This window comes from Flavitalea antarctica (assembly GCF_054461535.1).
The window spans coordinates 176,210-200,219 of record NZ_JBTLQG010000006.1; the positions used below are offsets into that span (position 1 = coordinate 176,210).

Below are 24,010 nucleotides of genomic sequence, written 5' to 3' on the forward strand. Positions count from 1 at the left end.
TATAAATTTTGTCCGGATAATAAAAATAAAATTCGCGTGCTTGTGCAGGATGCAAATGCTGTTATTTGGTGGCCATCTTTGCCAGGCCGGGCTTGTATAATTTATCATGTAAGGCCTTCAGATCAGCTACAGGAAACTTTATCACTTTCCGGTCATAGGTCATCAGCCCGTTCGTTTCTACTTCAACATCTGTGGTCTGGGTATACACAGCGGCTGATAAGCCCTTTTCTATCAATGCCGGGATTGAGTTTATCAACTCACTGTACCTTTTCAAAAGTTCCTCTTTCGTTTTAAATGACTGATATCCCCAATTGTTTTTATCCTGCCAGGTATGTGCCTCGACCGGCAAACCGAGCCCGCCGAATTCACCAAGCACGATAACCTGTCTGGAACCATAGATTGATGGCTCCGGCATAACAGGGTCTGGGTAATTATGAAGATCAATGATATCACCTACTGGTTCAAAATTGCCGCCGCTTGCACTGTTGACAAGACGCGATGGATCTTTTTTCTTTGTCCATTCCGTTATCTCGGCTGTTTTAAACTGGCCCCATGCCTCATTGAATGGCACCCAGACAACTATGCTTGGGAAATTGTGCAGGTCCTGCATGATCTCTGTCCATTCTGTGCGATAGATGTTTTCAGATTCCGGAGTACGATTCTTATCGGTGGCCCTCCCGAAAATCCCGGGCCGGGGCTCCCAGCGATTTCCCATATCGCCGCTTGGCATATCCTGCCAAACCAGCAAGCCTATGGAGTCGCAATAACGATACCAACGGGCCGGTTCCACCTTTACATGTTTCCGGATCATGTTAAATCCCATCTCTTTTGTCTTCACGATATCAAACTTCAGCGCTTCGTCAGTTGGCGCTGTATACAAACCATCGGGCCACCATCCCTGGTCCAGCGGCCCATATTGAAAAACAAACTCATCATTCAATAACATTCTTTGAATACCTGAAGCGTCGGGCGACATACTTATCTTCCTCATGGCAAAATAACTGCTCACTTCATCTACTTTTTTTCCTTTACGCATCAATGCCACTTTCAGATCATACAGATTTGGTTTGTCAGGCGACCACAAAGAGGCATTGGGTATACTAAGATTTATCACCCCGCCTGCAGCAACGGATTGTTCTGCTAATTTTTCGGTTCCCTTCCATGCAGATACCACCAACATATCACCAGTGATTGAACCTTCAACTTTAGCATTTATGCTGAGCGTTTTTTTATCAACATCGGGCGTCTGAACTGTGTTTGATATATAAGTTTTAGGAACCGATTCGAGCCATACGGTTTGCCAGATACCGGTAACAGGTGTATACCAGATACTATGAGGGCGATTGATTTGTTTGCCCCGCGGCTGAGGGCCATTATCAGACGGATCCCACACTCTTACTGCTATTTTCTGTGGACCACTTTTGGTCACCAGCGAACTAATGTCAAATGAAAAAGGATCGTAACCTCCCTGGTGTGTTCCTGCCTTTTTGCCGTTGACAAACACATCGCATAACCAGTCAACAGCACCAAAGTGAATGAGGATATTTCCCTTGCGATATGTGGCCGGAATATTTACAGATCGCTCATACCAGAGAACGCTGTCCTTGCCGACAGTTTTTCCCACACCGCTTAAAGCAGACTCCACGGCAAAAGGCACTAAGATACTGCCGGCATAAGTTACGGGGATTGATTCCTGTGCTTTTGGCAATATTGAATATTGCCAGCTGCCATTCAGGTTCATCCAGGTTGTTCGTACCATCTGGGGCCGTGGATACTCAGGTAATGGTTTCGCAGGATCAACTGTTTCAGCCCATGGCGTTCTTATTTTATCCCCGGCTATTTTCCAGTTAGTCTGAGCGATAAGCGTTGAACAGGCAACGAGCATAAATGAAAAGGCAATCGTTTTTTTCATCAGGCTTTTTTTGTAATAATAGATCAAACAATCCGGGTAACCGGCGATTGTATGTTTTTTTAATTTCAAAGGTGGCTAACCATTATCTCCTGAAGAAAACGGTTTTGTTTGTTTTGGCCGATTCACGGGCTGCTTCAAGAATTCTGACCACCATTATATTGTTATCGAGTGAATAAAGTGAATAAGACGGTACTTTTATTTTGCCGTTGACCACATCAGCGAGGTAACTGAACGGATCAACATACACACCAACTTCTGAAGCCCCTATGCTAGCTGTCTCTTCAGCTTTACTTTGTTTATTTCTTTTCCTCATCATGGTGTTGTTTGCCGAGATCACATAACCGGTTTGTCCATAAACCTCCATATCCTTGCGGCCGAATGGCCAGTTCCAGGAAGCCTGGATGATACATTGGGCCTTTGGATATTGTACAATGATCGTGGTTTCATCGTCCACCTTCGGATAGATATCCGGTTTATACCTGGCCGATACGGCAGTGACCGAGATGGGTTCTGCACCTTTCATCAGGTAGGTCATCAGGTTCGCACCATAACATCCAAAATCTATCAGGGCACCGCCGCCGTTTTGAACCGGATCAGTAAGCCACTGGAAAAATTCCGCATTCACTCCGATCTCCTTTGGTCCTTCATGACCATCATGAATCACCACCTTCCTGATATCTCCTATATAACTGCTATCGTGAACAAGCTGGTATGTTTTTTCAGTGGTGGGATACCAGGAGGTTTCGTAATTGGTCAGCACATGAACCTTGTGTTTATCTGCGAGCGCTTTTATCTGCATCGCATGTTTAACATTCGTAGCAAGGGGTTTCTCAACCATTATATGGATTCCCCTGGGTGCCGCAGCCTCTACTACTTTCATATGGTCATAAATAGATCCGAAAGCAACAACAACATCCGGCTTTACTTTTTCAAGCATAGTGTTGAGGTCGTTGTAAACAAGGTTACTATCAAGTTTAAATCTTGCAACCTGGCGGTCGATAAGTTGTTTGTCAGACTCGTAGATACCCACAATTACGGCATCTGTTTTGTCCTTTCGTCCAAGTATCCAGTTAACATGTGAATGTGAGGTGCCCGCTACGGCTATCCTCACAGGTTTTGCTGTTTGCTGCTGGCTGAACGCGGGTCCGTAAAAAAGGCTTGAAAGAAGAAATATGGCAGTCAGGCATTGGTTGTAGAGAAATTTCATAATTTGAAATTTAATATCGTTCTGAAATTGGATAACCCTTCAATGTCCGAATGTAGGTTTTTGAATGATAAAATAAGTAAACTTGAAAACAAAAAACGCCCTAAGCAAACTGCAGTATCCGGTTTGGCTATCTATTTTCACTATTCTATCCACCTCGTGCCAGTTCTCAAAGAAAACTTCACATAGAATGTTTCGGGAAGCGAGCAAACAACAATTTGACATGATCGTGGTACCCGGTGTACCATTTGAAGATGGTGAATGGAGTCGGATTATGAAAGGAAGAGTGTACTGGGCCAAATATCTGTATGAAAAAGGTATTGCCCGGAATATCATGTTTTCCGGTTCGGCTGTCTACTCACCTTATTATGAAGCGGAGATCATGGCGCTTTATGCCGAAGCCATCGGGGTTCCAAAGGAAAATATTTTTACAGAAATAAAAGCAGAACACAGTACCGAGAATATTTTTTACTCCTACCGTAAGTCCCTTCAGCTCGGCTTTAAGAAAGTAGCATTGGCATCTGATCCATTTCAGACAAAGATGTTGAAAAGCTTCATCCGGCGAAAGCTTGGAAATGAAGTGGAGATCATCCCATTTGTTATAGACACCATGAAAGTAATTGAGAAGCAAATGACAGATCCTGTAATTGCTTTCGAAAAGGCTTTTGTCCCTGACTTTAAATCCATCAAAAAAAGAGAGAACCCCTGGCAGCGTTTAATGGGCACCCTGGGGAAGAGGCTTGATAAAACTGCATATGACTGAAAATGTTGTCGACGAAAGGGCTCGCTGACTTTCAGATCGTTTTCCGTGTCGTCATTTCAAAACTGATATTCCAATCAGGCATCCCTGTGAGAGATGCCAGTATCGAAAAAGCCGCCCTGGGATCAGGACGGCCTCTAACGATTGCTTGCCATATGAAAACTTATTTCTTCAAAGAATCAGCAGCTTTGCTAACAGAATCCTGTTTAGCATCAGCAGTGCTGTCTACTTTGTTGATTGTAGAGTCTGCAGTATTTTCGATAGCGGCGTTTGTAGAATCTTTGGTTTCTTCTACTGCTTTATCAGCTGAGTCATTACAAGCTGCAAATGCACCGATAGCGAGGATAAATAACAATTTTTTCATTGTACCTTGTTTAGTTTATTTAATGAATGATTTGTTATTAATACCCGGAACCGGAAAAGGTAACCCTGCAATAAAAAAAAACTTCGGAAATTTTTTATGCCGTAGGTTTTCGGACCCTCAGCTCTGGTAGAGGCTGCTTCGGGCGCCTTAAAACTGTTAAAAAAAGGCATAATTCCACCTTCAATGGGTTACTTCTGCCTAATTTGAGTATTAAATAAAGGTTAACACTAGTGAAATTAGCACTGAACGAGAAAGCTCAGCTGGAAGGACTTGCAAGAAATGATAAGGAGATTATTGAATCGATTTACGGGGCGCATTATAATATGGTCCAGTCGCTGGTAGTGAATAATAACGGAACTTCTGACGATGCACGGGATATTTTTCAGGAAACAATGATCGTGTTATACGAAAAGGCAAGGTCCGGGAGTTTTGAACTTAATTGTCAGTTGAAAACGTATATCTATTCTGTTTCGCGCAGGCTTTGGCTTAAAAAGTTGAATCACTCACAACGCTATGTATCGGATATTGGAAATGCCCTTGACACCGTACCGGTTGATGACCAGCTGGAGCAACATGACCAGCAGAATAACGACTTTGGTATGATGGAGAAGGCCATGTCTGGTCTTGGAGAGCCCTGTAAAACCCTGCTGGAAGCATTTTATCTTCAGAAAAGAAGCATGACAGATATAGCGGCTCAGTTTGGTTACACTAATGCAGACAATGCCAAAACCCAGAAGTACAAGTGCCTGGCGCGATTAAGAAAATTATTTTTTGCACAACACAAAAATAAATAATACAGAGATGCAAGATCTTCAGTTACTCGAAAATGTCGAACGTTATCTACGCAAGGAAATGACCAGCGATGAAATGTCAGCATTTGAGCAGTTGCGGAAGGATGATCCCGAAGTGGATCAGCTGGTAGTGGAACATACCCTTTTCCTTGAGCAACTTACCGGATACGGCGATAAAAAGCGTTTCAAATCAGAATTAAATGAAATTCATAACAGGCTTTCTGAGCAGGGCATTATCCATAAAACTGCCTCGCCTGGCAAAGTAATCAACATATTCAGGAGGTATAAGCGGGTGACGGCTGTTGCCGCTTCCATTGCAGGCATCACAACCCTCCTGATTGCAGGTACTACAATATATTATTCCCGCAAAGTGAATACAGCTGAGATTGAGCAGCTAAGACGTGAATTCAAACAGGAGGTTGCAAAACGGACCAATGAGGTATATAATAAGGTAAAAGACAGGTTTCCAACCAAAGCCCCTGAAAATGCCCAGCCAATATCTGGTGGCACTGGTTTCCTTATTGACGGTAAAGGTTACCTCGTTACCAATGCGCACGTTGTGAAAGGGTCAAAATCTGTTATCATTCAGAATAATAAGGGTCAGCAGTTCAGGGCCAGCACCGTGTATGAAAATGACACTACTGATATTGCAATCCTTCGCATTGAAGACAATGATTTCAAAAATAATACAACGGTTCCCTATAACATCCGTAAATCGGGTCCTGAATTAGGTGAATCACTATTCACACTTGGTTTTCCGCGCGAAGAAATTGTATACAATGAAGGTTATATGAGCGCAAAAACCGGTTTCAACGGCGACACGCTCAGTTGCCAGATTGGTGTTGCTGCAAACCCCGGAAATTCCGGTGGCCCGGTGTTCAATAAAAACGGTGAGGTTATCGGCATCATTAACACTCGCCAGGTCCAGGCCCAGGGTGTAGTTTTTGCCATCAACTCGAAAAATATTTATGCTGCCCTGCAGGAGATCCGGAAAGATAAATCCAATGACACTGCTATCCAGACAATGAAGTTACCAACAGCATCGGTACTTAAAGGTCTGGATAGAGTGCAACAGATACGCCGGATAGAAGACTGCGTATTTATGGTTAAGAGTTATTGATTCTCCCAAAGCCTAGTGGGGTACTCGCCACTTTCCACCAGCTTGTTTAAACTTTCCTTAACCGCAGGGGCATCCTCCTTATAGGTGACGCCGAACCACTGAGAAGAAGTTGGAATAACTTTTATCTTTCCAACCCGGTCATTAATAAACTGGTCAGCAACGATCGGGATAAAAAATTCAGATTTAGGTTGATTGCCGCTTTCAGCGAGAAAGTCTTTGAACAATTTTTGAGAATAATCAAAAATTGAGTTATCAAAACACCAGAAGTTCATCGAAACCTTCGAATCGACCGGGATCTCCTTTGGCTCCTGGCCGTCATCACAAAAGATCCGGCCATCCGGCTGCCTTGAAATATTTAAGCGCTCCGCTATACCTGCGAGGTTCCCCTCCTGATCAAGACGGCATACTCCACGATTTACGGTGCCATGATCAGACAAGGTTTTCAACAACTCATAACCGATGATCGAATAAGTTTTATTGTTTACATCACGCGTGAGGAACTTATATGCTTGTTCAAAAGCATCCCTGCCATAAAAATCATCTGCATTGATCACGGCAAATGGCTCCTTAACCTGGTCCCTGGCGCAAAGTACAGCATGCGCAGTGCCCCATGGCTTAGAGCGGTCAGCAGGTACTTCAAATCCGTCAACAAATGACTTCAGATCCTGGAACACATAATCTGTTTCTACCCTACCCTTCAACTTTTCATCAAAGATGGCTTTGAAGTCCTGCGCAAATTCTTTTCTGATGATGAATACTACTTTTTTAAATCCTGCCCTGATGGCATCATAAATTGAATAGTCCATTATAGTCTCACCGCCTGGGCCAAACGACTGAATCTGTTTCATACTGCCATATCTCGAAGCCATACCAGCAGCAAGAATCAAAAGGGTTGGTTGCATTATTGTAATTTTAAATTTGAGAAACGAAAATATAAAAATAACTGCTCGAAAACCATGCCTGCCAAATCTAATCTCACAAAATTCATCAATTATGAAGCCGTTATAAAGCAACCGTTGATATTAAAGTCAGCCCAGTCATTAGATGTTTCAGTTGATGTGTTGCGGCTGGACCTGATCCACACGGTGGTTTCAGGTAATAAATTTTTTAAACTCCGGCTTGCGATTGAAAATGCACTTGAGGCAAATGTTGCCGGTATCCTAAGCTTTGGTGGCGCTTATTCTAATCATCTTGTCGCCCTCGCATATCTGTGTAATGCAGCAGGTCTTCAATGTATTGGTGTTATTCGCGGTGAACAGCCGGCAATACTTTCCCCAACCTTAAATGATGCCATTGGTTATGGAATGAAACCCATATTTGTTAACCGTTCCAGATATGCCGACAAGGAAGAACTAAATATAACTTTTCAAAGGGATCATCCGGGTTATAAGATAATACAGGAAGGCGGGCAGTCCGCTGAAGGAGTTGAAGGCGCAACAGACATACTCCGGTTGACAGACTCATCAGCTTATGACTTTATTGCCTGTGCCGTGGGAACAGGTACTATGATGGCAGGATTGGCCAGGAGCTCCTCCCCAATTCAACAGGTACTGGGGATTTCGAGCTTAAAGCTCAGCCCCGGCAATATGATTGAGGATTTTGTCAGATCCCACTCACCGGGAACAAATATTGATTTTTGTTATGATTACCACTTTGGAGGCTACGCGAAAAAGACAAACGGACTTATTGCTTTTATGAACGGGCTGTGGACTGAACACCAGCTGCCAACAGATTTTGTTTACACCGCTAAACTTATCTATGCCATTAATGACCTTATCACGAAAAAACAGTTTACTCCCGGAACGCGGATACTGGCTATCCATAGCGGCGGTCTCCAGGGTAATCGGTCCATTGCCGATAAACTGGTATTTTCTTAAATGTTCTCATTGTTCCTTTTTATCCCCTAATGTGTATTTTTATTAAGCTTACCACATCAAGGGGCTTGAATCAAGTTCCTTATCTTCGCCCGGCAAAATACATCCGTGATTAATTCGTTATTCCTTCATGAGCAGGTTTTGGTTTGCTGTTTTAATGTTTGTTCTACCGGCCGGGCTTGTTGCCCAGGATACACTTCCAAAATTTTCCGCGTCATCCCGCGGAAATAGCCGCAATCTAATCAGCTGGGTAAATGCTTACCCTATTGTTACCCAACTGAATATCCAGCGCTCCACCGATAGCACCCGAAATTTTAAGACCATCCTGACAGTGCCGGATCCCAGGCTTCCCCAAAACGGTTTTGTCGATACCAAGGCCCCTCCGGGTAATGTGTTTTACAGGTTATTTATAGTATTGGACAGTGGCAGGTATGTATTTTCCCGCTCACAACGTGCCGGTCTCGACACCAGTGCAGATATAGGTAATGAAAGTAAAAACAGTGCTGCTGACCGCAGGGTGATTGTTTCAGCGAACCTGAATGAAAACGAAGCTGAAAAGATAAAAGAGAAACTGGAAGATAACAGGAAGGCAGAGCCGGAGAAATTTTTTATACTCAAGAGAAGGGACAGCGTGATTGCACAATATTCTCAAAAATATCTCAGGCGGTTCCGCGATTCTGTAATTACCAGGACCAAAGACACATTAGTGCTGAACAGCATCGATACAGTGATCATAAAGCCTTTTATACCGATCCCTGTCTATAAACCTTCCCAGTATGTATTTACTGAAAAGGAAGGCAATGTAACAATCGCACTTCCACTGGCCTTACAAAAAAAATATTCCATAAAGTTTTTCGAGGACGACAATTCTATGTTGTTCGAGATCAAACATGTGAAAAAGGCACTGCTAACCCTTGACAAATCCAATTTTCACCATGCAGGATGGTTCAAATTTGAACTGTATGAAGATGAAACGCTGAAGGAAAGGCACCGGTTTTTTATTTCGAAAGACTTTTGACACAGTAGTTATATTTCGTATTTCTTTTCCATCAGGGTTGAGGAAAATACTTTTTCAAAACTGTTTTTAAGATTAGCCTTTACTTCATCAAATGGTAACTCGTACCCAAGCTCATTCGCAAGCGATGTGACCTTTTTGTTTTTTATCCCGCAGGGAATTATATAATCAAAATAAGAAAGATCAGTATTTACATTTAATGCAAACCCATGCATGGTGATCCACCGGCTGCATCTTACACCCATGGCGCAGATCTTTCGTTCTCTGCCGGGGATTCCGGGATCAAGCCAAACGCCTGTCTCACCTTTAGATCGCTCACCACTGAGGCCATAAACAGCCATTGTATCGATGACGACCTCCTCGAGGTTTCTCAGGTACCTGCCAATATCAGTGTAATATTTTTCCAGATCGAGTATGGGATAGCCAACCAACTGGCCTGGGCCATGAAAAGTGATATCACCGCCACGATTTGCTTTGTAATATTCAATACCCCTGGCAACACGGTCGCTTTCGCTTATGAGAATATTTTCCTCATGACCGCTTTTACCTAATGTATATACCGGGGGATGTTCAAGAAACAAGAGATGATTGATCGTTTCTGTGCCTTCCTTTTTTGCCTGCACATTGTAAGCAAGTAACTCCTCCTGGTAGTCCCAGGCCGACTTATAACTTACTTCCCCCAGATCCTCGAAATAAACCTGCTGTCCGCTCAAACGTTGTGTTTAGCCTGCAAAGTTAAGCAATTGGGATGACGCATAAAACGGACACTAAATACCCGTTATCCTTGCCTTCATCTTTTCAACCAGCCGGTAAGTGGCAGGACAGTATTCGATATTCTGTTTGAATACATGCATATAGTCCACCATCCTCCGCTTCGTATGATGCGGGAAACCTGCACAATCTTTTGGACGCACCTCATATATGCTGCATTTGTTATCTTCCAGGTTAAGAAACTGGCAGGGCTGGATTTTGTTTATCCAGTCCTTGTTCCTGTCGCGGTAAAGCCATTTTTTCCGGAACGCTTCTTCGGACATCGCGAGATGGGAAGCTATCCGCTTTACATCGGAATTAGTAAAGGTCGGCGACATCGTCTTGCAGCAATTTGCACAGGATAAACAGTCTACTTCCTGCCACACTTCCTTATCAGCAACTATGGCCATACTATCAAGTCCCCTTGGTGGATTTTTGTCGATCTTAGACAGGAACCTTTTCATGACTGATTTATTCTTTCGCACTTTTAACCGGAACGACCTTAGGTTGGTGGGAAGCATGAATGAAATTTGAAGGTTAGTTTGTTTTTCTGAATGGAACGAATATACACCATCAGGCATAAATTTGCCGTTGAGGAATCAAATAGTTACCCCCGTCGCTATGTGGGAATCTTATAAAAAAGGCTTCAAATTTTATCTTCAGCTTGAAAAATCTCTGGCGGATCATTCTGTGGAGGCATATCTGCGCGACCTTGACAAACTAATGTCGTTCCTGGAAACCACCGGTAAGGATAAAAACCCGGATAACATTGAGTTCAATGATCTGCAGGCTTTTGTAAAATGGATCGCCGGGCTCGGCATGACTGCTACTTCCCAATCAAGGATCATTTCCGGCATCCGGTCATTTTTCAAATATTGCCTGACGGAACAAATCATAAAAACAGATCCGTCTGCATTGCTTGAAACACCAAAATTGAAAAGAGCCTTGCCAGATGTGCTGGGTTTCGAAGAGATTGAATCTATTATCAATGCGATTGACCTGAGCAAACCGGAAGGTGGAAGAAACAAAGCTATTCTTGAAACCATGTATAGTTCGGGGTTAAGGGTTTCGGAAGTAGTGAACCTGAAAATTTCCTGTCTTTATCTCGACGTTGGATTTATCAGGGTTATTGGTAAGGGTGACAAAGAGCGGCTTGTGCCCATCGGGGAATCTGCGATAAAATATATAAACATTTACCGGAACGATATTCGGGTACACATGCCTGTTAAACCGGGACATGAGGACATACTGTTTATAAACCGGCGCGGTGCGAAACTAACACGGGTGATGATTTTTCTGATGTTAAAAGAACTTGTAAAAAAAGCCGGTATCACCAAGAACATTTCCCCGCATACCTTCCGGCATTCTTTCGCAACACATCTCGTAGAAGGTGGAGCAGATCTCCGGGCAGTACAGGAAATGCTCGGTCATGAAAGTATCACTACTACGGAGATCTACACACACCTGAACCGTGACTTCCTGAGAGACACCTTACAACGGTTTCACCCGGCCTTCTCTAATAAGTTATGAGTGAGTCAACTCACAACTCACTCATAACCCATAACCCTTAACTCATCACTCCTTTAATCATCGCTTACTAATTTCTTTCGCCTCCAACGCCTGTGCGTTCTTAATCATTTTCAAAAACTCACTGCGATATCCTTCTTCATCCCTGCCCAATGCATCTTTTGCCAGTGCCCATGTGTTCTGATAAGACGATTGTTGTTTGTATTCGGATTTCCGAAGTAACATTCCAAATTGGGCCACTGCTGCAGCGAATCTGAAATTCTCTGAAGTGTTATTGTTCGACCCCGCCTTTTGAATAACCGGGTGAGATATTAAACTACTGACATCGCCGTCAGGTTTTTTGTAACGGAATTTGATGGTCATCATTTCGGTGGATGTTTTGCTGGCACCCGTTTTTTCTTTTTGATACTTAAGGGCATCGACTGTTTTGATAAAGGAAGACTTAACGCCAACGGGGATGATCTCATACAACGCTGTAACAGTGTGCCCGCTTCCGAGTTCGCCCGCATCTTTCAGATCATCGTTGAAATCTTCCTTGTTGAGCATACGGTTTTCATAACCAACAAGCCGGTAAGCCTGCACCCTGGAGGGGTTGAATTCAATCTGAAGTTTCACATCCCTGGCAATTGCAAATAAGGTTCCCCCGAATTCTTTTACCAATACTTTTCTTGCCTCACTGAGGTTGTCGATATATGCATGATTACCGTTCCCCTTGCCCGCCAGTTTTTGCATTTTTGCATCCTGGTAGTTTCCCATGCCATAACCAAGTATCGTAAGAAACACCCCTGATTTCCTTTCCTTTTCTATCATTTCTTCAAGGGCAGCGTCACTGCTCACCCCAACATTGAAGTCACCATCAGAACACAGTATAATTCGATTGTTACCGGATTTAATAAAATTTTCCCGGGCAGTTTTATAAGCAAGTTTTATTCCTGCTCCGCCTGCGGTGGAACCACCTGCACTCAGGCGGTCTATAGCATCTTTGATTTTAATTTTTTCTTGACCCGATGTGGGGGGGAGCACAAGTCCCGCATTGCCCGCATAAACGACTAATGCTACCCTATCTTTTTCCCTCAACTGATCAACCAGTAGCTTCAGGGATTGTTGCACCAATGGCAACTTATTCTGATCTTCCATAGATCCGCTTACATCAATAAGGAAAACGAGGTTACTTGCGGGAAGATTATCAACAGGAATCAGTTTGCCCTGTAATCCTATTGAAACCAGCTGGTGATCATTGTTCCAGGGACAAGCTGCTATTTCGGTATTGATTGAAAACGGATCATCTTTAAGAGGTGCTTTATAATCATATTTAAAATAATTGATCATCTCCTCAATGCGCACCGCGCCTGCAGGCGGTAGTTGCCCCATGTTTAACATGCGGCGAACATTGCTGTAGGAAGCGGCATCTACATCTATCGAAAATGTAGAGAGGGGATCGTAGCCAACCGTCTTAAACCCGTTTTCCGTTATGGCATCATATCCTTCGCGATCAACCGGTGGTGCTTCCGATTCGTGTTTGTAATAAGAATCGGAGATTGCCTTTCTTTCACGATTTACATTTGCGGCCCTTGAAGAAAATACCTGTACACCTGCGACACTACCGGTCAGATCAGATTTTCTTGCAGTCGCATAACCTGTTACAATAACCTCTTCCAGTTTCGCGATTTCGGGAACCAATTTTATGTTTAGACTTTTTTCTCCCTCTTTTACCATCTTTACCTGGCTGGTATAACCTACGTAAGAAAATTCCAGCGTTTGTGACTTGTTCTGCAGCGTTATCGAGAACGCACCCCGGGCATCTGTGGTCGCCTTTGCTCCCTCCCCTTTAACTGAGATTGTTACCCCCTTGATGGGCGCGCCGGTTGATGCATCTGCTACAGTTCCCGTAAGTACAAATGTTACCGGCATGGTAAACGACATCACAATAAAAGTCATCATCAGGACGCTTGTAAAGATGTAGTTAATACCGGCGTTGTTCCCGGCTATTTTCCCGTCGCGGGATCTTACCCGGCGGGTTGTTTTAGAAAGGTTTAAAAGAGATTTCATATTTGTGTATTTTAAATCAGGATGCAGGTGCCTGATTTATTACATAAAAGCCAAAACAATTTTTTCCATGGTTGTTTTTGTTATTTTTATTCCTGATTGATGTTTATTAAAAACATAACTGACCCTGGGGTGCCAGACATTGATCTTGTTACCCGCTACAAAAAGGATCGTGACATTGGTATCGTCGCCCTGCTGTTCCAACGTTATATGGAACTGCTATTCGGGGTTTGTCTTAAATATTTCAAGGAACCTGAACGGGCCAAAGATGCGGTAATGCAGATCTTTGAGGAATTGTTGACCAAGCTGCATAAACATGAGATAGACAACTTCAGGGGATGGCTGTATACATTAGCCAAAAATCACTGCCTGATGCAGTTAAGGTCTCCCAAAACAATAAAAACTTCGGAATTTCACTCAGAAACTATGCAATCGTCAGAAGAATCGCATCTGTTTGCTGTGATGGAAAAGGAAGCTGAATTCGGCAGAATGGAAAAATGCCTTGAGACACTGTCCGATGAACAACAAAAAACGGTTCGCTTATTTTACCTTGAGAGCAAAAGTTATAAGGAGATAGCGGAAATCACAGGTATAGACTGGAATAAGGTTCGGAGTTTTATACAGAACGGTAGGCGAAATCTGAAGATATGTATGGAAAAGGCAGTTATTATAGAAGATAAAAGCGTCTCAAAATTTCCCGGTCAATGAAGGACAATAGTGGAAATATTAAGCAATACAGCGCCGAGGACATTCGCCGGTATCTCCAGGACGAAATGTCTCCGGTCGAAATGCATGCTATTGAAAAAGCAGCGCTTGATGATCCATTTCTTGCAGATGCGATTGAGGGTTTTTCTACTGGCGTGTCAGCGCATGGATTGGCGACGGTAGAAAAGTCTGCCGAAGATCTGCAGTCAGCCTTTGCAGATAGGATTAACCAGGGAAAGAAACGCAATGTTGTACCGGTTGTTAAAATAAAATCGGCTCCACCCGTTAAAATGAGATGGTGGCAGGCAGCTGTAGCGGCTTCAATAATTATTACTGCAGGTGTCTTAGGGTATCGTTCTTATAATCAGCGGGCGGAGGAATTGTTGTTGACAGCAACAGAGAACAGCAACAATACAAAACCCGGGGTAACAACATCCGACTCTGTTCTTCCGCAGACAACAATCACAACATCAGACCCTACTCCCCCGAAGGCATCAACCAGAGAACCGTTAACTTCGGATACCATAAGCGACATTGCAGGTGTACGGAAATCAAACGATGACAAAAGAACTGGCAGGCCGGGTCCACCGGAAAATAGTGCAAATACGAATAAGACAAAGCAGAATGATGATATTGAAGCGGAAGCCAATGCTTTGATGGCTGATGAAAAAGCTATAGCCGCAAATCAACGAAGTGCAAAAAACGATCAGCCGTCGTCGTCAACAGAAACCGATACTTCCCTGGCTGACAAAACCATAGCAAGGAACGAGAAAGCCGGTATAGCAACAGATAAGGAATCAGTTACTGCAAAACGGGTTGATGCAGCTGCGATGCCATTGAAAAAAGCCGAGGAAGCTGGATTTAAAAAAGAGGAGGCAATGAGTATGCGCGCCGACAGTTCCACATCGCTGGCCTCCGGGGCACCCACAGAAAAATTATCCGGAAAAGTAGCCGGTGTTGATTTCGACAATCAAAAAGCAAGAAACAATCAATCAACCTTAAACTACTTTAATGGACAGATCGTCACTTCAGATAACAAGCCATTATCAAACGCTGTATTAAAGCTCAGTAATAATCCAACCGTTTACACAACGGATAACAATGGGAAGTTCAGGATTGCATCACCCGATTCAGTGATAGAAGTAGAAGCTTCGATGATTGGTAAGGAAACCACCAGGTTCAGACTTCAGAAAGATGAGGCGCCCGGTAACCTGCTCCTGGCCGACGCAGCAAATACCCTCGATGAAGTAGTTGTAATCGGATATGGCACGCAGAAGAAGAAAGATATTACCGGTTCCGTAACGGTCTCGGGCCATGAAGCAGAACCAGAAGGCGGCTGGCTGGCCTGGGAAAATTATCTGCAGGCTAACAAGGATTCTTCACTGATGCTTAATGGTTCTGCGGAAACAGAACTGAGTTTCCAGGTTAACGCCAAAAATAACCTGTCAAATGTTAAAATCACCAGGTCAGTGTCAGCAAAACATGACAAAGAAGTTATCCGCCTCATCAAAGAAGGTCCGAAATGGAAACTGCTCAAAGGGAAAAAGGCCAGGGTAACAATTACCATTAAGTTTTAATCCCGCTTTTGTGTCCGGCGCATGTGTTTCAATGCTTTCATGGAATTGATAAAGGTTTAATTTATCCAATCTGTTACCTTTGCCAAAAAAAGGTATTATGAAGAAAACATTAATGACCGCCGTTCTGGCTGCCATGTTGCCATTTGCTATGCTCGCACAAGGGTTGAAAACGCCCGCCCCCTCACCACTTCAAACCATCAAACAGGAATTAGGTGTTGGTAATCTGGAACTGTCCTATTCACGCCCGAGTGTTAAGGGCCGAAAGATATTCGGTGATCTTGAAAAATATGGAATAGTCTGGCGCACCGGCGCTAATAACGCAACTATCCTGACCGTATCAGACGAAATAACAATCGGTGGAACTAAAATCCCTGCCGGCAAGTATGGCTTGTTGTCTATACCTGATCCAAAAGAGTGGACGTTTATTATCACCAAACAAACCGATGTTACCGGTGCTGCAGCCTACAAGCAGGATCAGGACCTTGTTCGCGTAAAGGTGAAGACCGAGAAGGCACCTGCAAAAGTCGAAACCCTTACCATGCAATTCGCTAATCTGAAGAGCAATGGTTGCGATCTTATGCTCATGTGGGAAGATGTATCATTGAGACTTCCCATAACTACAGATGTTGACAGTCGCGTGATGAGCCAGATTGATGAAAATATGAAGACTGACAAGCCTGCTTATTTCCAGGCTGCCATGTACTATGCAGAGAACAATAAGGATATCAACAAAGCGCTGGAATGGATCAATAAAGCTGCCCAGCAACAACCGGAAGCATTCTGGGTAATACATCAGCAGGCAAATATTCTCGCAAAAGCAAATAAAAAGACAGAAGCTATTGCTGCTGCTAATAAATCACTTGCACTTGCTAAAGCCGCAAAAAATGACAACTATGTTGTGATGAATGAAAAGTTGCTTGCAACGTTGAAGTGATTGTAAGGATATAATCAAAGTAAATGTCGCGCCTTATAAAAAGGCTAACATACGATAAAAAAACACCGGGATTCAGCCGGTGTTTTTTTATCGTATGACTACAGAGAAGCAGGTTTTTCTTTTGGTGACAACACCAGATCACCTGCTTTATCTTTTCCGATTACAAAATGAATAAGATAAGAAAGGAAGAATACGCCTGCTGCCCCAATCAGGTTGAGCCACAAAAAGCCGATTGTACTGGCAGAATTCATAAAGTTGTTGACAGATCCCGGTACAATCTTTACTAAGACCGGCAGTTTAGACAAAAGCCATGGCCAGATTACGGAAAGCACGATATACAATTCCACAACAACTGCACTGATAAATACTGCTTTGGCTCCAACTTTTTTCAGGTAGAATGCCACCAGGAATATACCCAGTATAACACCGTAAAAGAGTGACCCCAGTACATTCACAGCTTCAATGAGGCTGTTGCCGATATTATAGGCGAACTGCGCAATAAAAACACAGAACACCCCCCAGAACAACGTATACAATTTCGAGAGCCTGTACTCCCGGGCAGGCGTAAGTTCAGTTTTTGAGAATCGTTTGTGGAAGTCGATGATCGTGCAGGAAGCAAGGGCATTCAATGCTGCTGCAATGGAGCCCCAGGCAGCGAGGATAATAATGGCGATGAGCAGGCCGACCAGCCCCGCAGGGAGATAATCAACCACAAATCTCAGGAAAATATAGTTCGCATCATTGCTATCACCTTTGATCTCATCACTGGAGATCAATTTTTTCACCTGGCTCCTGATCTGATCTGATTTTTTGTTGATCGATATAAGGTTATCGCTGGCTTTTTGTTCTTCGGGGCTATTTTCCGGGAGATCGGCAAAGATTTTTACCGCGGCCTGTTTTTGAAGCGATACTTCATCAAACTCTTTTTTAAGGACAGACAGGGAATCTTTGTAGCGACTATTTTCCACCTTTGCAAGTTCCACATCATTGAAAAAAACCGGTGCACTGTTGAACTGGTAAAAGGCGAAAACCATCGCACCCAGTATCAGGATGAGAAATTGCATTGGCACCTTCACAAGCCCGTTCATCAGCAAACCTACCCGGCTCTCTGAAACATTTTTTGCAGCAAGATAACGACCCACCTGCGACTGATCGGTACCAAAGTATGAAAGAGAAAGAAAGAAGCCACCGATAAGCCCGCTCCATATATTGTACCGGTCTTTCCAGTCGAAGCCATTTTCCGTAACACCGGTAGTGATCACATTTAATTTGCCCAGCCTGCCGCTTACATGAAGCGCATCGGCGAATCCAACCGACTCTGGTAATAACTTCACCACAAGCCAGCCGGCACAGAACATACCAAGAATAATGATGATCATCTGGGCCTTTTGTGTATAGGCAACAGCCTTAGCTCCACCTGTAACCGTGTAAATGATCACAAGTCCTCCCATAACCATGTTGGTCCAGAGAATGTCCCAACCAAGTAAAGACGATAGAATGATGGATGGTGCCGCGATGCTGATACCCGTTGACAGGCCTCTCGATAATTGGAAAAGGAACGAAGTCAGCGTGCGTGTTTTCAAATCAAACCGCTGTTCAAGGAATTCGTACGCAGTGATTATTTTTAATCGATGAAATACGGGTACAAATGTGATGCAGAGGACAACCATTACCAGGGGAAGGCCAAAATAATATTGTACAAACCGCATCCCATCGGTGTATGCCTGCCCGGGACCCGATAAAAAGGTAACTGCACTGGCCTGGGTACCCATGATACTCAGCAATACAACATACCAGGGCATTGTACGGTCACCCTGGAAATAGCCTTTCAGATTTTTTTCAGTGGTACTTTTGTATACCCCATAAGAGATGATCAATAGTAAGGTTAGTACCAATACTATCCAGTCTATAGTACCAAACCTGCTCATCGAAAATATTTAGTAAAAAAATCAAACAAAATAATAAGTACAACCAGCACAAGGATAACCAGCAGGTACCAATGGTACCATTTCTTAAACACCGGAACTTTTTCTTGCTGTTCTTCCATTATCTGTTTCTTCTCCTGAGCATCCACATGATAAATAATCCGATCAATAAACCAAGTATCAGCCCTATTGAAGCTTTTTTTATAAATTTTCCAATGATCAGTCCCAGCACTATTGCCAGGAACAATGCCAGCTGACCCCTTCCCCTCGATATCTGACTCATTAAAATGCGCGCTTTTGTGATAATGCAATCAGGTTGGCCAATAAACGGTATGCCCCAGGAACTCCTGCCGGCAGTTCCCTGAAAAACACGAGACCTGTGTAAACGAATTTACCTTTTCCGTAATCAGTGATGATGAGGCTACCGGCGTTCTCCGGTTCACCAGGATCAGCCATTTTGAGTGGCATCTGGTAACGCGGATCAACCTGGTCGGCAAAATAGATTCCGCGTTCCTGTATCCAACCCTCGAAATCCTTGTCAGTAATTTTATTCGGATAGTTCAGCACAGCATGATCAGCCATTGCAAACTTCACTTTTGCAGTCTGATCAGTTACCCTGTTCCTTGAAATGTTGAAAGGATAAGGTCCAATCTTCGCAGCAATAGGTCCCGCGAAACTATTGGTATTGTATTGAACAATGAGATTACCCCCTTGTCTTACATATTCCATAAGCTCGTTGTTCCGGTCCGCCAGGTAGCCATGGACGTTATAAGCTCTTACACCAGTGATAACTGCATCAAATTGTTTCAGCACTGCGAAACTGATATCCCTTTCCTTAAGTGTTACGACCTCATAGCCCATCTGGGTAAGCGCAACGGGAACTTTGTCACCTGCACCTTCGATATAACCAATTCTCTTGCCTACTATCTTAAGGTCTATATTTAATGCCTTCGCGTGATCCTGGAAGTAATAATAGATATCCGGTATATGATCATAGTGTATACCGGTAAGACTCAGGTAAGGTGAAAAAACCTCTTTGCCTTTTTTTAGCTCGGTAAATACCTGTGCATGATCCTGCTCCAGGTCACCCATCATAGAATTGTCCACTTTAAAATTATATTCCTTCCACAATCCCTTGGATAAACTGAAGGCAGAATCTGTCTGAACAGTATTGGTCAGTTTCATGCGGTTTGAAACTGAAGCATAATAATTATCAAACCTTCGGTTAGCATTGATGCGTACTTCGAGGTCAGTAGCCTCTTTCTTGTCTTTTTTGAAAACAAGTACGCTGGGCTCGGTCGATAAAGTTGCTGCGGGGACGATATTGACAGGCTGATAGATTTCACCTTTCACCGGATCGGTATAACGGTAACGTATAGGCTTATTAAAACTGAAAGCACTGCCTTCAATCATCACGTTAAATTTGACCTGCATGGAAGGAGGATTCTCCGGCACGCCTATCTTTAGTTGATCAGTTACGGTAAATGCGCCTTCAGCCATCTTATGTTCAAGCCAGTATGGCTGTGAAAGTTGCCTGCCGGGTGAGATTGGAACGGTTGCCGAAACGGAAACGTTAGTATTTTTATCCAACGATTTGTTGAGCAGCGAATCTGTGCTGTCTATCAGTACCGACACAACGCTTGCTTTAGCTCCTGCCCTGTTATTGATGGACACCTGTACCCGGATACTATCGCCCTGGACCGCGAAAGGTGTAGTCGTTGAAGCCTCGAGCCAGATGCCACTGCAGGCTTCTATCAAAGTTTTAACCTCCGACATCTTTTGTGCTTTCCAGTAAGGGTCGGAAATTGTCTCCAGCATTTTATATAATGCAACAAGTCCCGGCACTGATTGCGATGGATCAGATAAGTTGAATTCCTGTATCAATTTGTCTATGTTCGCGCTGATATTTTCACTGTTGCTTACTCTTTTCCAGCTCACATCGACGCCATCAAAAAGATCAGTTTTGGCCGGTTCGCCTGCAACCAGTGTAAAATTTTCGAGCTGCACACCACGTGTACTGGCCACACCAAAGCCCTGGCTTTTGTGCTGGCTTCTACTGGTAGCGGCTATCTCACCATAACTTTTGCCGAGCAAAGCATTATATGCGCCCACATCGAGGCTTATCCCTTTGCCGGTACTATCCCGCCCCATGAATATGTTCCATAAAATGCGCTTTACTTTCCAGGGTTTTACTCCATGTTTAAAATGTTCGGGGAAACGGTTGGGATCCGCCGCAGCTTTAAAAGCCTCTTCAGCAATCACTGCAGAACCGGAATGATGTCCATGGCCGGCCCGGCTGTCGGGTGGAAAGCGGGTTACCATTACATCAGGCTGAAATTTTCTTATTATCCATACAGCATCGCTCAATATTTTTTCCTTATCCCAGATTCTCAGTGCTTCTTCCGTGGTTTTACTAAACCCGAAATCATAAGCTCTTGAAAAAAACTGCTCAGCTCCATCGATGCGCCTGGCGGCCAACAGCTCTTGTGTCCGGATCAATCCAAGGTCTATCCCCTGCTCATCCCCGATCAGGTTCTGACCTCCATCTCCCCTGGTGAGAGAAAGATATCCTGTTCTATATAATCTTTCTTTCGACATATACGCGAGTAGTCTCGTGTTTTCATCGTCAGGATGGGCCGCCACATAGAGAATCGACCCGAGCACCTTCAATTTTTTTAGTTGCAGATATATATCAGCTGAAGTGTAAACAGGCGGAGCTTGCGAGAAAAGTAGGAGATGAAATGAAACCGTTAAAAGAATGAGTGTACACTTTTTTATCATGTCGCGGATTTGATTTTGCGCTCCGTTGAGATCCCGCATAAAGGCAAGAGCATCAAACGAAGATATAAGTGTGAAATATAAACATTAGTTAAATCTGGCCTGTTAGGTAAAATTACTATGACAGGCAAACAAGCCTGTCATAGTAATTGAATTTATAATGATGTTCCTATTCTTGCCCCACCATAAAAACGGCGTTACAAAATAGCAATTTGCCATTTTCCCAAAAACTTCTGAATAGAGGATTATCTGAGAGGAATACTACTGTACCCCTGCCCATTTCCTGCACGCCCAGTAAGGTTCCGTCTTTCAGCTTGTCCTTAAGTTTGTTACCAACAAAACCTGCTACCTGGGCATCCTTCTTGATAACACCCACGTTCCAGCCGCCTTCCTTCAGAAACTCATATATATTATTGTCTTGCTTAAGCGTATAGTAGAAATCGGGATAACCAAATGCAAGTGGATGGGAATTGTCGAGTTCCAGTTTGTAGATAGATCCCGGTGTAAAGTTTGACATCTCTTCACGCTCGCGTTTCTCATATTTGCGGAGTGCACTGTAATCTTCCTTTTTCTCTTCTTTCTTATCGGACTTTTTTTCTTCTTCAGATTCCTTCAGTTTAATCCCCCAGTCTGCTTTTGCCATCTGGGCAACCGCATTTTCAATAGCTACGATCCTTCCACCTGCGTTCACCCATTGTTTCAACTGTTCGTTCTGGCCCTTGTCAGAAAGAAAACGGTAGTTGCCATCAGGCATGATCAATACTTCGTATTCCTTAAGGCTGACACGTGGCAGATCGTTAACATTGATCAGGTCAATGGGGTAATCCAGCTGTTGTTCAAAAAAATGCCATATTTCTCCCATCCCCAGCGATGAAACTCCCTCACCGCTTAATAATGCGACTCGTGGTGCCTTGATATAGTGAACGCGGCCAGACCCGAAATCGAAGCCCTTTTCAACAAAGGTTGAACTTACCCCGGCAACATCAACTCCTGATGTCCGTGCGGCTTCTTCGACTATTGACCTGAGGTTAGCTCCAATCGATTGATTGCTTGTTTTTGTTATGATCAAAGTGCCCTTTTCATAATCGGTGCCCATGGTCGTGAAATCCTGTTCAGCATATCTTACTTTTACCTTTTTGTTAAGCAGGGCAGCAAGAAACCTGGCGGAACTTAGACCGTTCCATTTTGACACATATCCCGCTTCGCCAGCGCCATTAACAATACCGCCTTTAGCCTTTTCAGTTTTATTTACAGCTGTAACATAGTTGGAAAGTCCATATGCCTTCAGGCCATAAACATAAGGTACGGACCAGGCAGTGATGTCATAGGTGATGGAATCAGAAAGTTTTGAACTGCGTTCGAATAATACCTTAACCAGGTTGCCATTGGGCTGGTTGGAATTGATTACGATATCATTTACCTCGGCTTTAACTGTTTCGGACTTGCCTGAAAAATAATTAATACCAGTAATGTTTCCGCCATTCACATAATTCCACTCGATCTTATTTTTATCCAGCAATGTTTGCAGGCGGGTGATCTTATCGCCGGGTTCCGCTTTTACCAGGTAAGCTTTAAACTCTGAGGTGTTGCCCGATCTGGCCTTGTCATAATATTTTTTGAATTCCTGGACAAGCTTACCTGAATTCTGGGCACTCACCTCGATAGTTGAAATACCGGTGGTATAGTGATGATACAGGCGGTCATATAGCGTAAGGGTATCATCTGAGTCAGTAAGTGCTGATGCTCCCCCTCTTGGTCCACCACCCTGTTCGAAGGTCATACCGATCGCTCCTTTATAGATCGGATAGGTATCACCATAACTTGGATAAAATAGGTCGAATCGCTCCTTGGTAAAAAACAACCAGCCATTCTGGTCAAAATACTTTGCATTGTTTTTCCCGATGGTGGTCTGAAATTCGCGTTGCCAGTTTGTAATAACTTCATGATAAGGCTCAGCACCAGGGGCAAAATAATAAGGAGAGTTCACGCTTTGTTCATGATAGTCAACATGGATCTGGGGCAACCATTGGTTATACTTTGCAAGACGTTGCTGGCTCTCAATCTGCACCTGCCAGGCCCAGTCACGGTTAAGATCGAAATTGTAATGATTCGATCTTCCTCCCGGCCATGGTTCGCTGTGCTCCCTTGTCTGTAGCCTTGGGTTCGGGGTTTTCCCTACCACGGAATTAAACCAGTTCACATACCGGTCACGTCCATCGGGATTTATACATGGGTCAATGATTATCACCACATTCTTAAGCCATTCTTTCGTTTTAGTGTTGGCAGGGTTAGCAAGTTCATATATCATCATCATCGCTGATTCGGATGAAGATGTTTCGTTTCCATGAACGTTATAACTGAGCCATACAATTGCAGGGGCGTTCTCATCTCCGGGTTGTTTGTCGTCCGCCTGGCCGGCGAGGCGAAGATTGTTTACGCGGATATTTTCCAGCTTTGAAAAATTTTCCGGTGATGCTATATAAGCCAGGAGCAGGGGTCTTCTCTCGTTGGTCTGGCCATATTGCTCCAGCTTCATCTGGTTTGGCATACTTGCCACCACATGTTTAAAATAGTTGACGACGTTGAAATGCGGTGTATACCTGGAGCCAAGCTTATAACCCAGGAACTGTTCGGGCGTTTGAAGCTGGCCAAAAGAATTGGCTCCTGTCAGAATGACCAGGCATGCCAAAAAGAAATTTCTCATAATGCAGTTTGGTATTTAAGTGTA

General features: G+C 43.7%; 20 protein-coding genes. 9 read left to right on the plus strand and 11 right to left on the minus strand.

Features of this window, described 5'->3' with window-relative positions; all coding sequences use genetic code 11:
• Nucleotides 1-61 precede the first annotated feature (61 nt).
• Together ACX0G7_RS08700 and ACX0G7_RS08705 are read right to left on the minus strand one after the other, a co-directional pair.
• Nucleotides 62-1,912 carry a glycoside hydrolase family 2 protein gene (locus ACX0G7_RS08700; protein WP_458923058.1) on the minus strand — a complete coding sequence of 617 codons (1,851 nt, stop codon included), beginning with the start codon at nucleotides 1,910-1,912 and terminating at the stop codon, nucleotides 62-64.
• 82 nt (nucleotides 1,913-1,994) lie between these two features.
• Nucleotides 1,995-3,119: a Gfo/Idh/MocA family protein gene (locus tag ACX0G7_RS08705; protein WP_458923059.1), complete on the minus strand. Its 1,125-nt coding sequence runs from the start codon at nucleotides 3,117-3,119 to the stop codon at nucleotides 1,995-1,997.
• Between the two features lie 82 nt (nucleotides 3,120-3,201).
• Between ACX0G7_RS08705 and ACX0G7_RS08710 the strand changes: the two genes are divergently transcribed.
• Nucleotides 3,202-3,879, plus strand: a complete 678-nt coding sequence (locus ACX0G7_RS08710) for a YdcF family protein (protein WP_458923060.1) — start codon at nucleotides 3,202-3,204, stop codon at nucleotides 3,877-3,879.
• Nucleotides 3,880-4,039: 160 nt separating this feature from the next.
• Here the strand turns inward: ACX0G7_RS08710 and ACX0G7_RS08715 are convergent, their stop codons facing one another.
• On the minus strand, nucleotides 4,040-4,240 hold the full coding sequence (locus ACX0G7_RS08715) for a hypothetical protein (RefSeq protein WP_458923061.1): 201 nt from the start codon (nucleotides 4,238-4,240) through the stop codon (nucleotides 4,040-4,042).
• A 230-nt stretch (nucleotides 4,241-4,470) separates the two neighbouring features.
• On the opposite strand from ACX0G7_RS08715, the gene ACX0G7_RS08720 reads away from it, so the two are divergent.
• A complete protein-coding gene (locus ACX0G7_RS08720) occupies nucleotides 4,471-5,034 on the plus strand; it encodes an RNA polymerase sigma factor (RefSeq protein ID WP_458923062.1) in 564 nt (187 codons plus the stop codon).
• Nucleotides 5,035-5,041: 7 nt separating this feature from the next.
• Nucleotides 5,042-6,151: a S1C family serine protease gene (locus ACX0G7_RS08725; RefSeq protein WP_458923063.1), complete on the plus strand. Its 1,110-nt coding sequence runs from the start codon at nucleotides 5,042-5,044 to the stop codon at nucleotides 6,149-6,151.
• Here the strand turns inward: ACX0G7_RS08725 and ACX0G7_RS08730 are convergent.
• Nucleotides 6,145-7,053 (minus strand): nucleotidyltransferase family protein, encoded by a 909-nt coding sequence (locus ACX0G7_RS08730; protein WP_458923064.1) that lies wholly within the window; start codon nucleotides 7,051-7,053, stop codon nucleotides 6,145-6,147. The genes ACX0G7_RS08725 and ACX0G7_RS08730 overlap by 7 nt on opposite strands.
• Before the next feature lie 54 nt (nucleotides 7,054-7,107).
• On the opposite strand from ACX0G7_RS08730, the gene ACX0G7_RS08735 reads away from it, so the two are divergent.
• The gene (locus tag ACX0G7_RS08735) at nucleotides 7,108-8,028 is read left to right on the plus strand and encodes a 1-aminocyclopropane-1-carboxylate deaminase/D-cysteine desulfhydrase (protein WP_458923065.1); all 921 of its coding nucleotides are present in this window, start codon (nucleotides 7,108-7,110) and stop codon (nucleotides 8,026-8,028) included.
• Nucleotides 8,029-8,155: 127 nt separating this feature from the next.
• Nucleotides 8,156-9,043, plus strand: a complete 888-nt coding sequence (locus tag ACX0G7_RS08740) for a hypothetical protein (protein ID WP_458923066.1) — start codon at nucleotides 8,156-8,158, stop codon at nucleotides 9,041-9,043.
• Between the two features lie 8 nt (nucleotides 9,044-9,051).
• Here the strand turns inward: ACX0G7_RS08740 and lipB are convergent, their stop codons facing one another.
• Both lipB and ACX0G7_RS08750 read right to left on the minus strand, forming a co-directional pair.
• Nucleotides 9,052-9,753: a lipoyl(octanoyl) transferase LipB gene (gene lipB, locus ACX0G7_RS08745; RefSeq protein WP_458923067.1), complete on the minus strand. Its 702-nt coding sequence runs from the start codon at nucleotides 9,751-9,753 to the stop codon at nucleotides 9,052-9,054.
• A gap of 54 nt (nucleotides 9,754-9,807) precedes the next feature.
• Complete coding sequence (locus ACX0G7_RS08750; RefSeq protein ID WP_458923068.1) at nucleotides 9,808-10,254, minus strand: YkgJ family cysteine cluster protein; 447 nt, start codon at nucleotides 10,252-10,254, stop codon at nucleotides 9,808-9,810.
• 127 nt (nucleotides 10,255-10,381) lie between these two features.
• Between ACX0G7_RS08750 and xerD the strand changes: the two genes are divergently transcribed.
• Nucleotides 10,382-11,320 (plus strand): site-specific tyrosine recombinase XerD, encoded by a 939-nt coding sequence (xerD, locus tag ACX0G7_RS08755; protein ID WP_458923069.1) that lies wholly within the window; start codon nucleotides 10,382-10,384, stop codon nucleotides 11,318-11,320.
• A 57-nt stretch (nucleotides 11,321-11,377) separates the two neighbouring features.
• Here the strand turns inward: xerD and ACX0G7_RS08760 are convergent, their stop codons facing one another.
• Nucleotides 11,378-13,366 carry a vWA domain-containing protein gene (locus ACX0G7_RS08760; RefSeq protein ID WP_458923070.1) on the minus strand — a complete coding sequence of 663 codons (1,989 nt, stop codon included), beginning with the start codon at nucleotides 13,364-13,366 and terminating at the stop codon, nucleotides 11,378-11,380.
• Nucleotides 13,367-13,465: 99 nt separating this feature from the next.
• Between ACX0G7_RS08760 and ACX0G7_RS08765 the strand changes: the two genes are divergently transcribed.
• From ACX0G7_RS08765 to ACX0G7_RS08775, 3 genes are all read left to right on the plus strand, one after another.
• Complete coding sequence (locus ACX0G7_RS08765; RefSeq protein WP_458923071.1) at nucleotides 13,466-14,071, plus strand: RNA polymerase sigma factor; 606 nt, start codon at nucleotides 13,466-13,468, stop codon at nucleotides 14,069-14,071.
• The gene (locus ACX0G7_RS08770; protein ID WP_458923072.1) at nucleotides 14,068-15,645 is read left to right on the plus strand and encodes a carboxypeptidase-like regulatory domain-containing protein; all 1,578 of its coding nucleotides are present in this window, start codon (nucleotides 14,068-14,070) and stop codon (nucleotides 15,643-15,645) included. The genes ACX0G7_RS08765 and ACX0G7_RS08770 overlap by 4 nt, the downstream gene beginning before the upstream one ends.
• A gap of 97 nt (nucleotides 15,646-15,742) precedes the next feature.
• Nucleotides 15,743-16,579, plus strand: coding sequence for a DUF2911 domain-containing protein (locus ACX0G7_RS08775; RefSeq protein WP_458923073.1), 837 nt, complete (start codon nucleotides 15,743-15,745; stop codon nucleotides 16,577-16,579).
• A gap of 98 nt (nucleotides 16,580-16,677) precedes the next feature.
• Here the strand turns inward: ACX0G7_RS08775 and ACX0G7_RS08780 are convergent, their stop codons facing one another.
• The 4 genes from ACX0G7_RS08780 to ACX0G7_RS08795 form a co-directional block, all read right to left on the minus strand.
• Nucleotides 16,678-18,507: a sodium:solute symporter family protein gene (locus ACX0G7_RS08780; protein ID WP_458923074.1), complete on the minus strand. Its 1,830-nt coding sequence runs from the start codon at nucleotides 18,505-18,507 to the stop codon at nucleotides 16,678-16,680.
• Between the two features lie 118 nt (nucleotides 18,508-18,625).
• A complete protein-coding gene (locus ACX0G7_RS08785) occupies nucleotides 18,626-18,787 on the minus strand; it encodes a hypothetical protein (RefSeq protein WP_458923075.1) in 162 nt (53 codons plus the stop codon).
• Nucleotides 18,787-21,285 carry a PIG-L family deacetylase gene (locus ACX0G7_RS08790; protein ID WP_458923076.1) on the minus strand — a complete coding sequence of 833 codons (2,499 nt, stop codon included), beginning with the start codon at nucleotides 21,283-21,285 and terminating at the stop codon, nucleotides 18,787-18,789. Before ACX0G7_RS08790 ends, ACX0G7_RS08785 begins: the two co-directional genes overlap by 1 nt.
• 166 nt (nucleotides 21,286-21,451) lie before the next feature.
• On the minus strand, nucleotides 21,452-23,986 hold the full coding sequence (locus ACX0G7_RS08795; RefSeq protein WP_458923077.1) for a M14 family metallopeptidase: 2,535 nt from the start codon (nucleotides 23,984-23,986) through the stop codon (nucleotides 21,452-21,454).
• Between the last annotated feature and the right edge of the window lie 24 nt (nucleotides 23,987-24,010).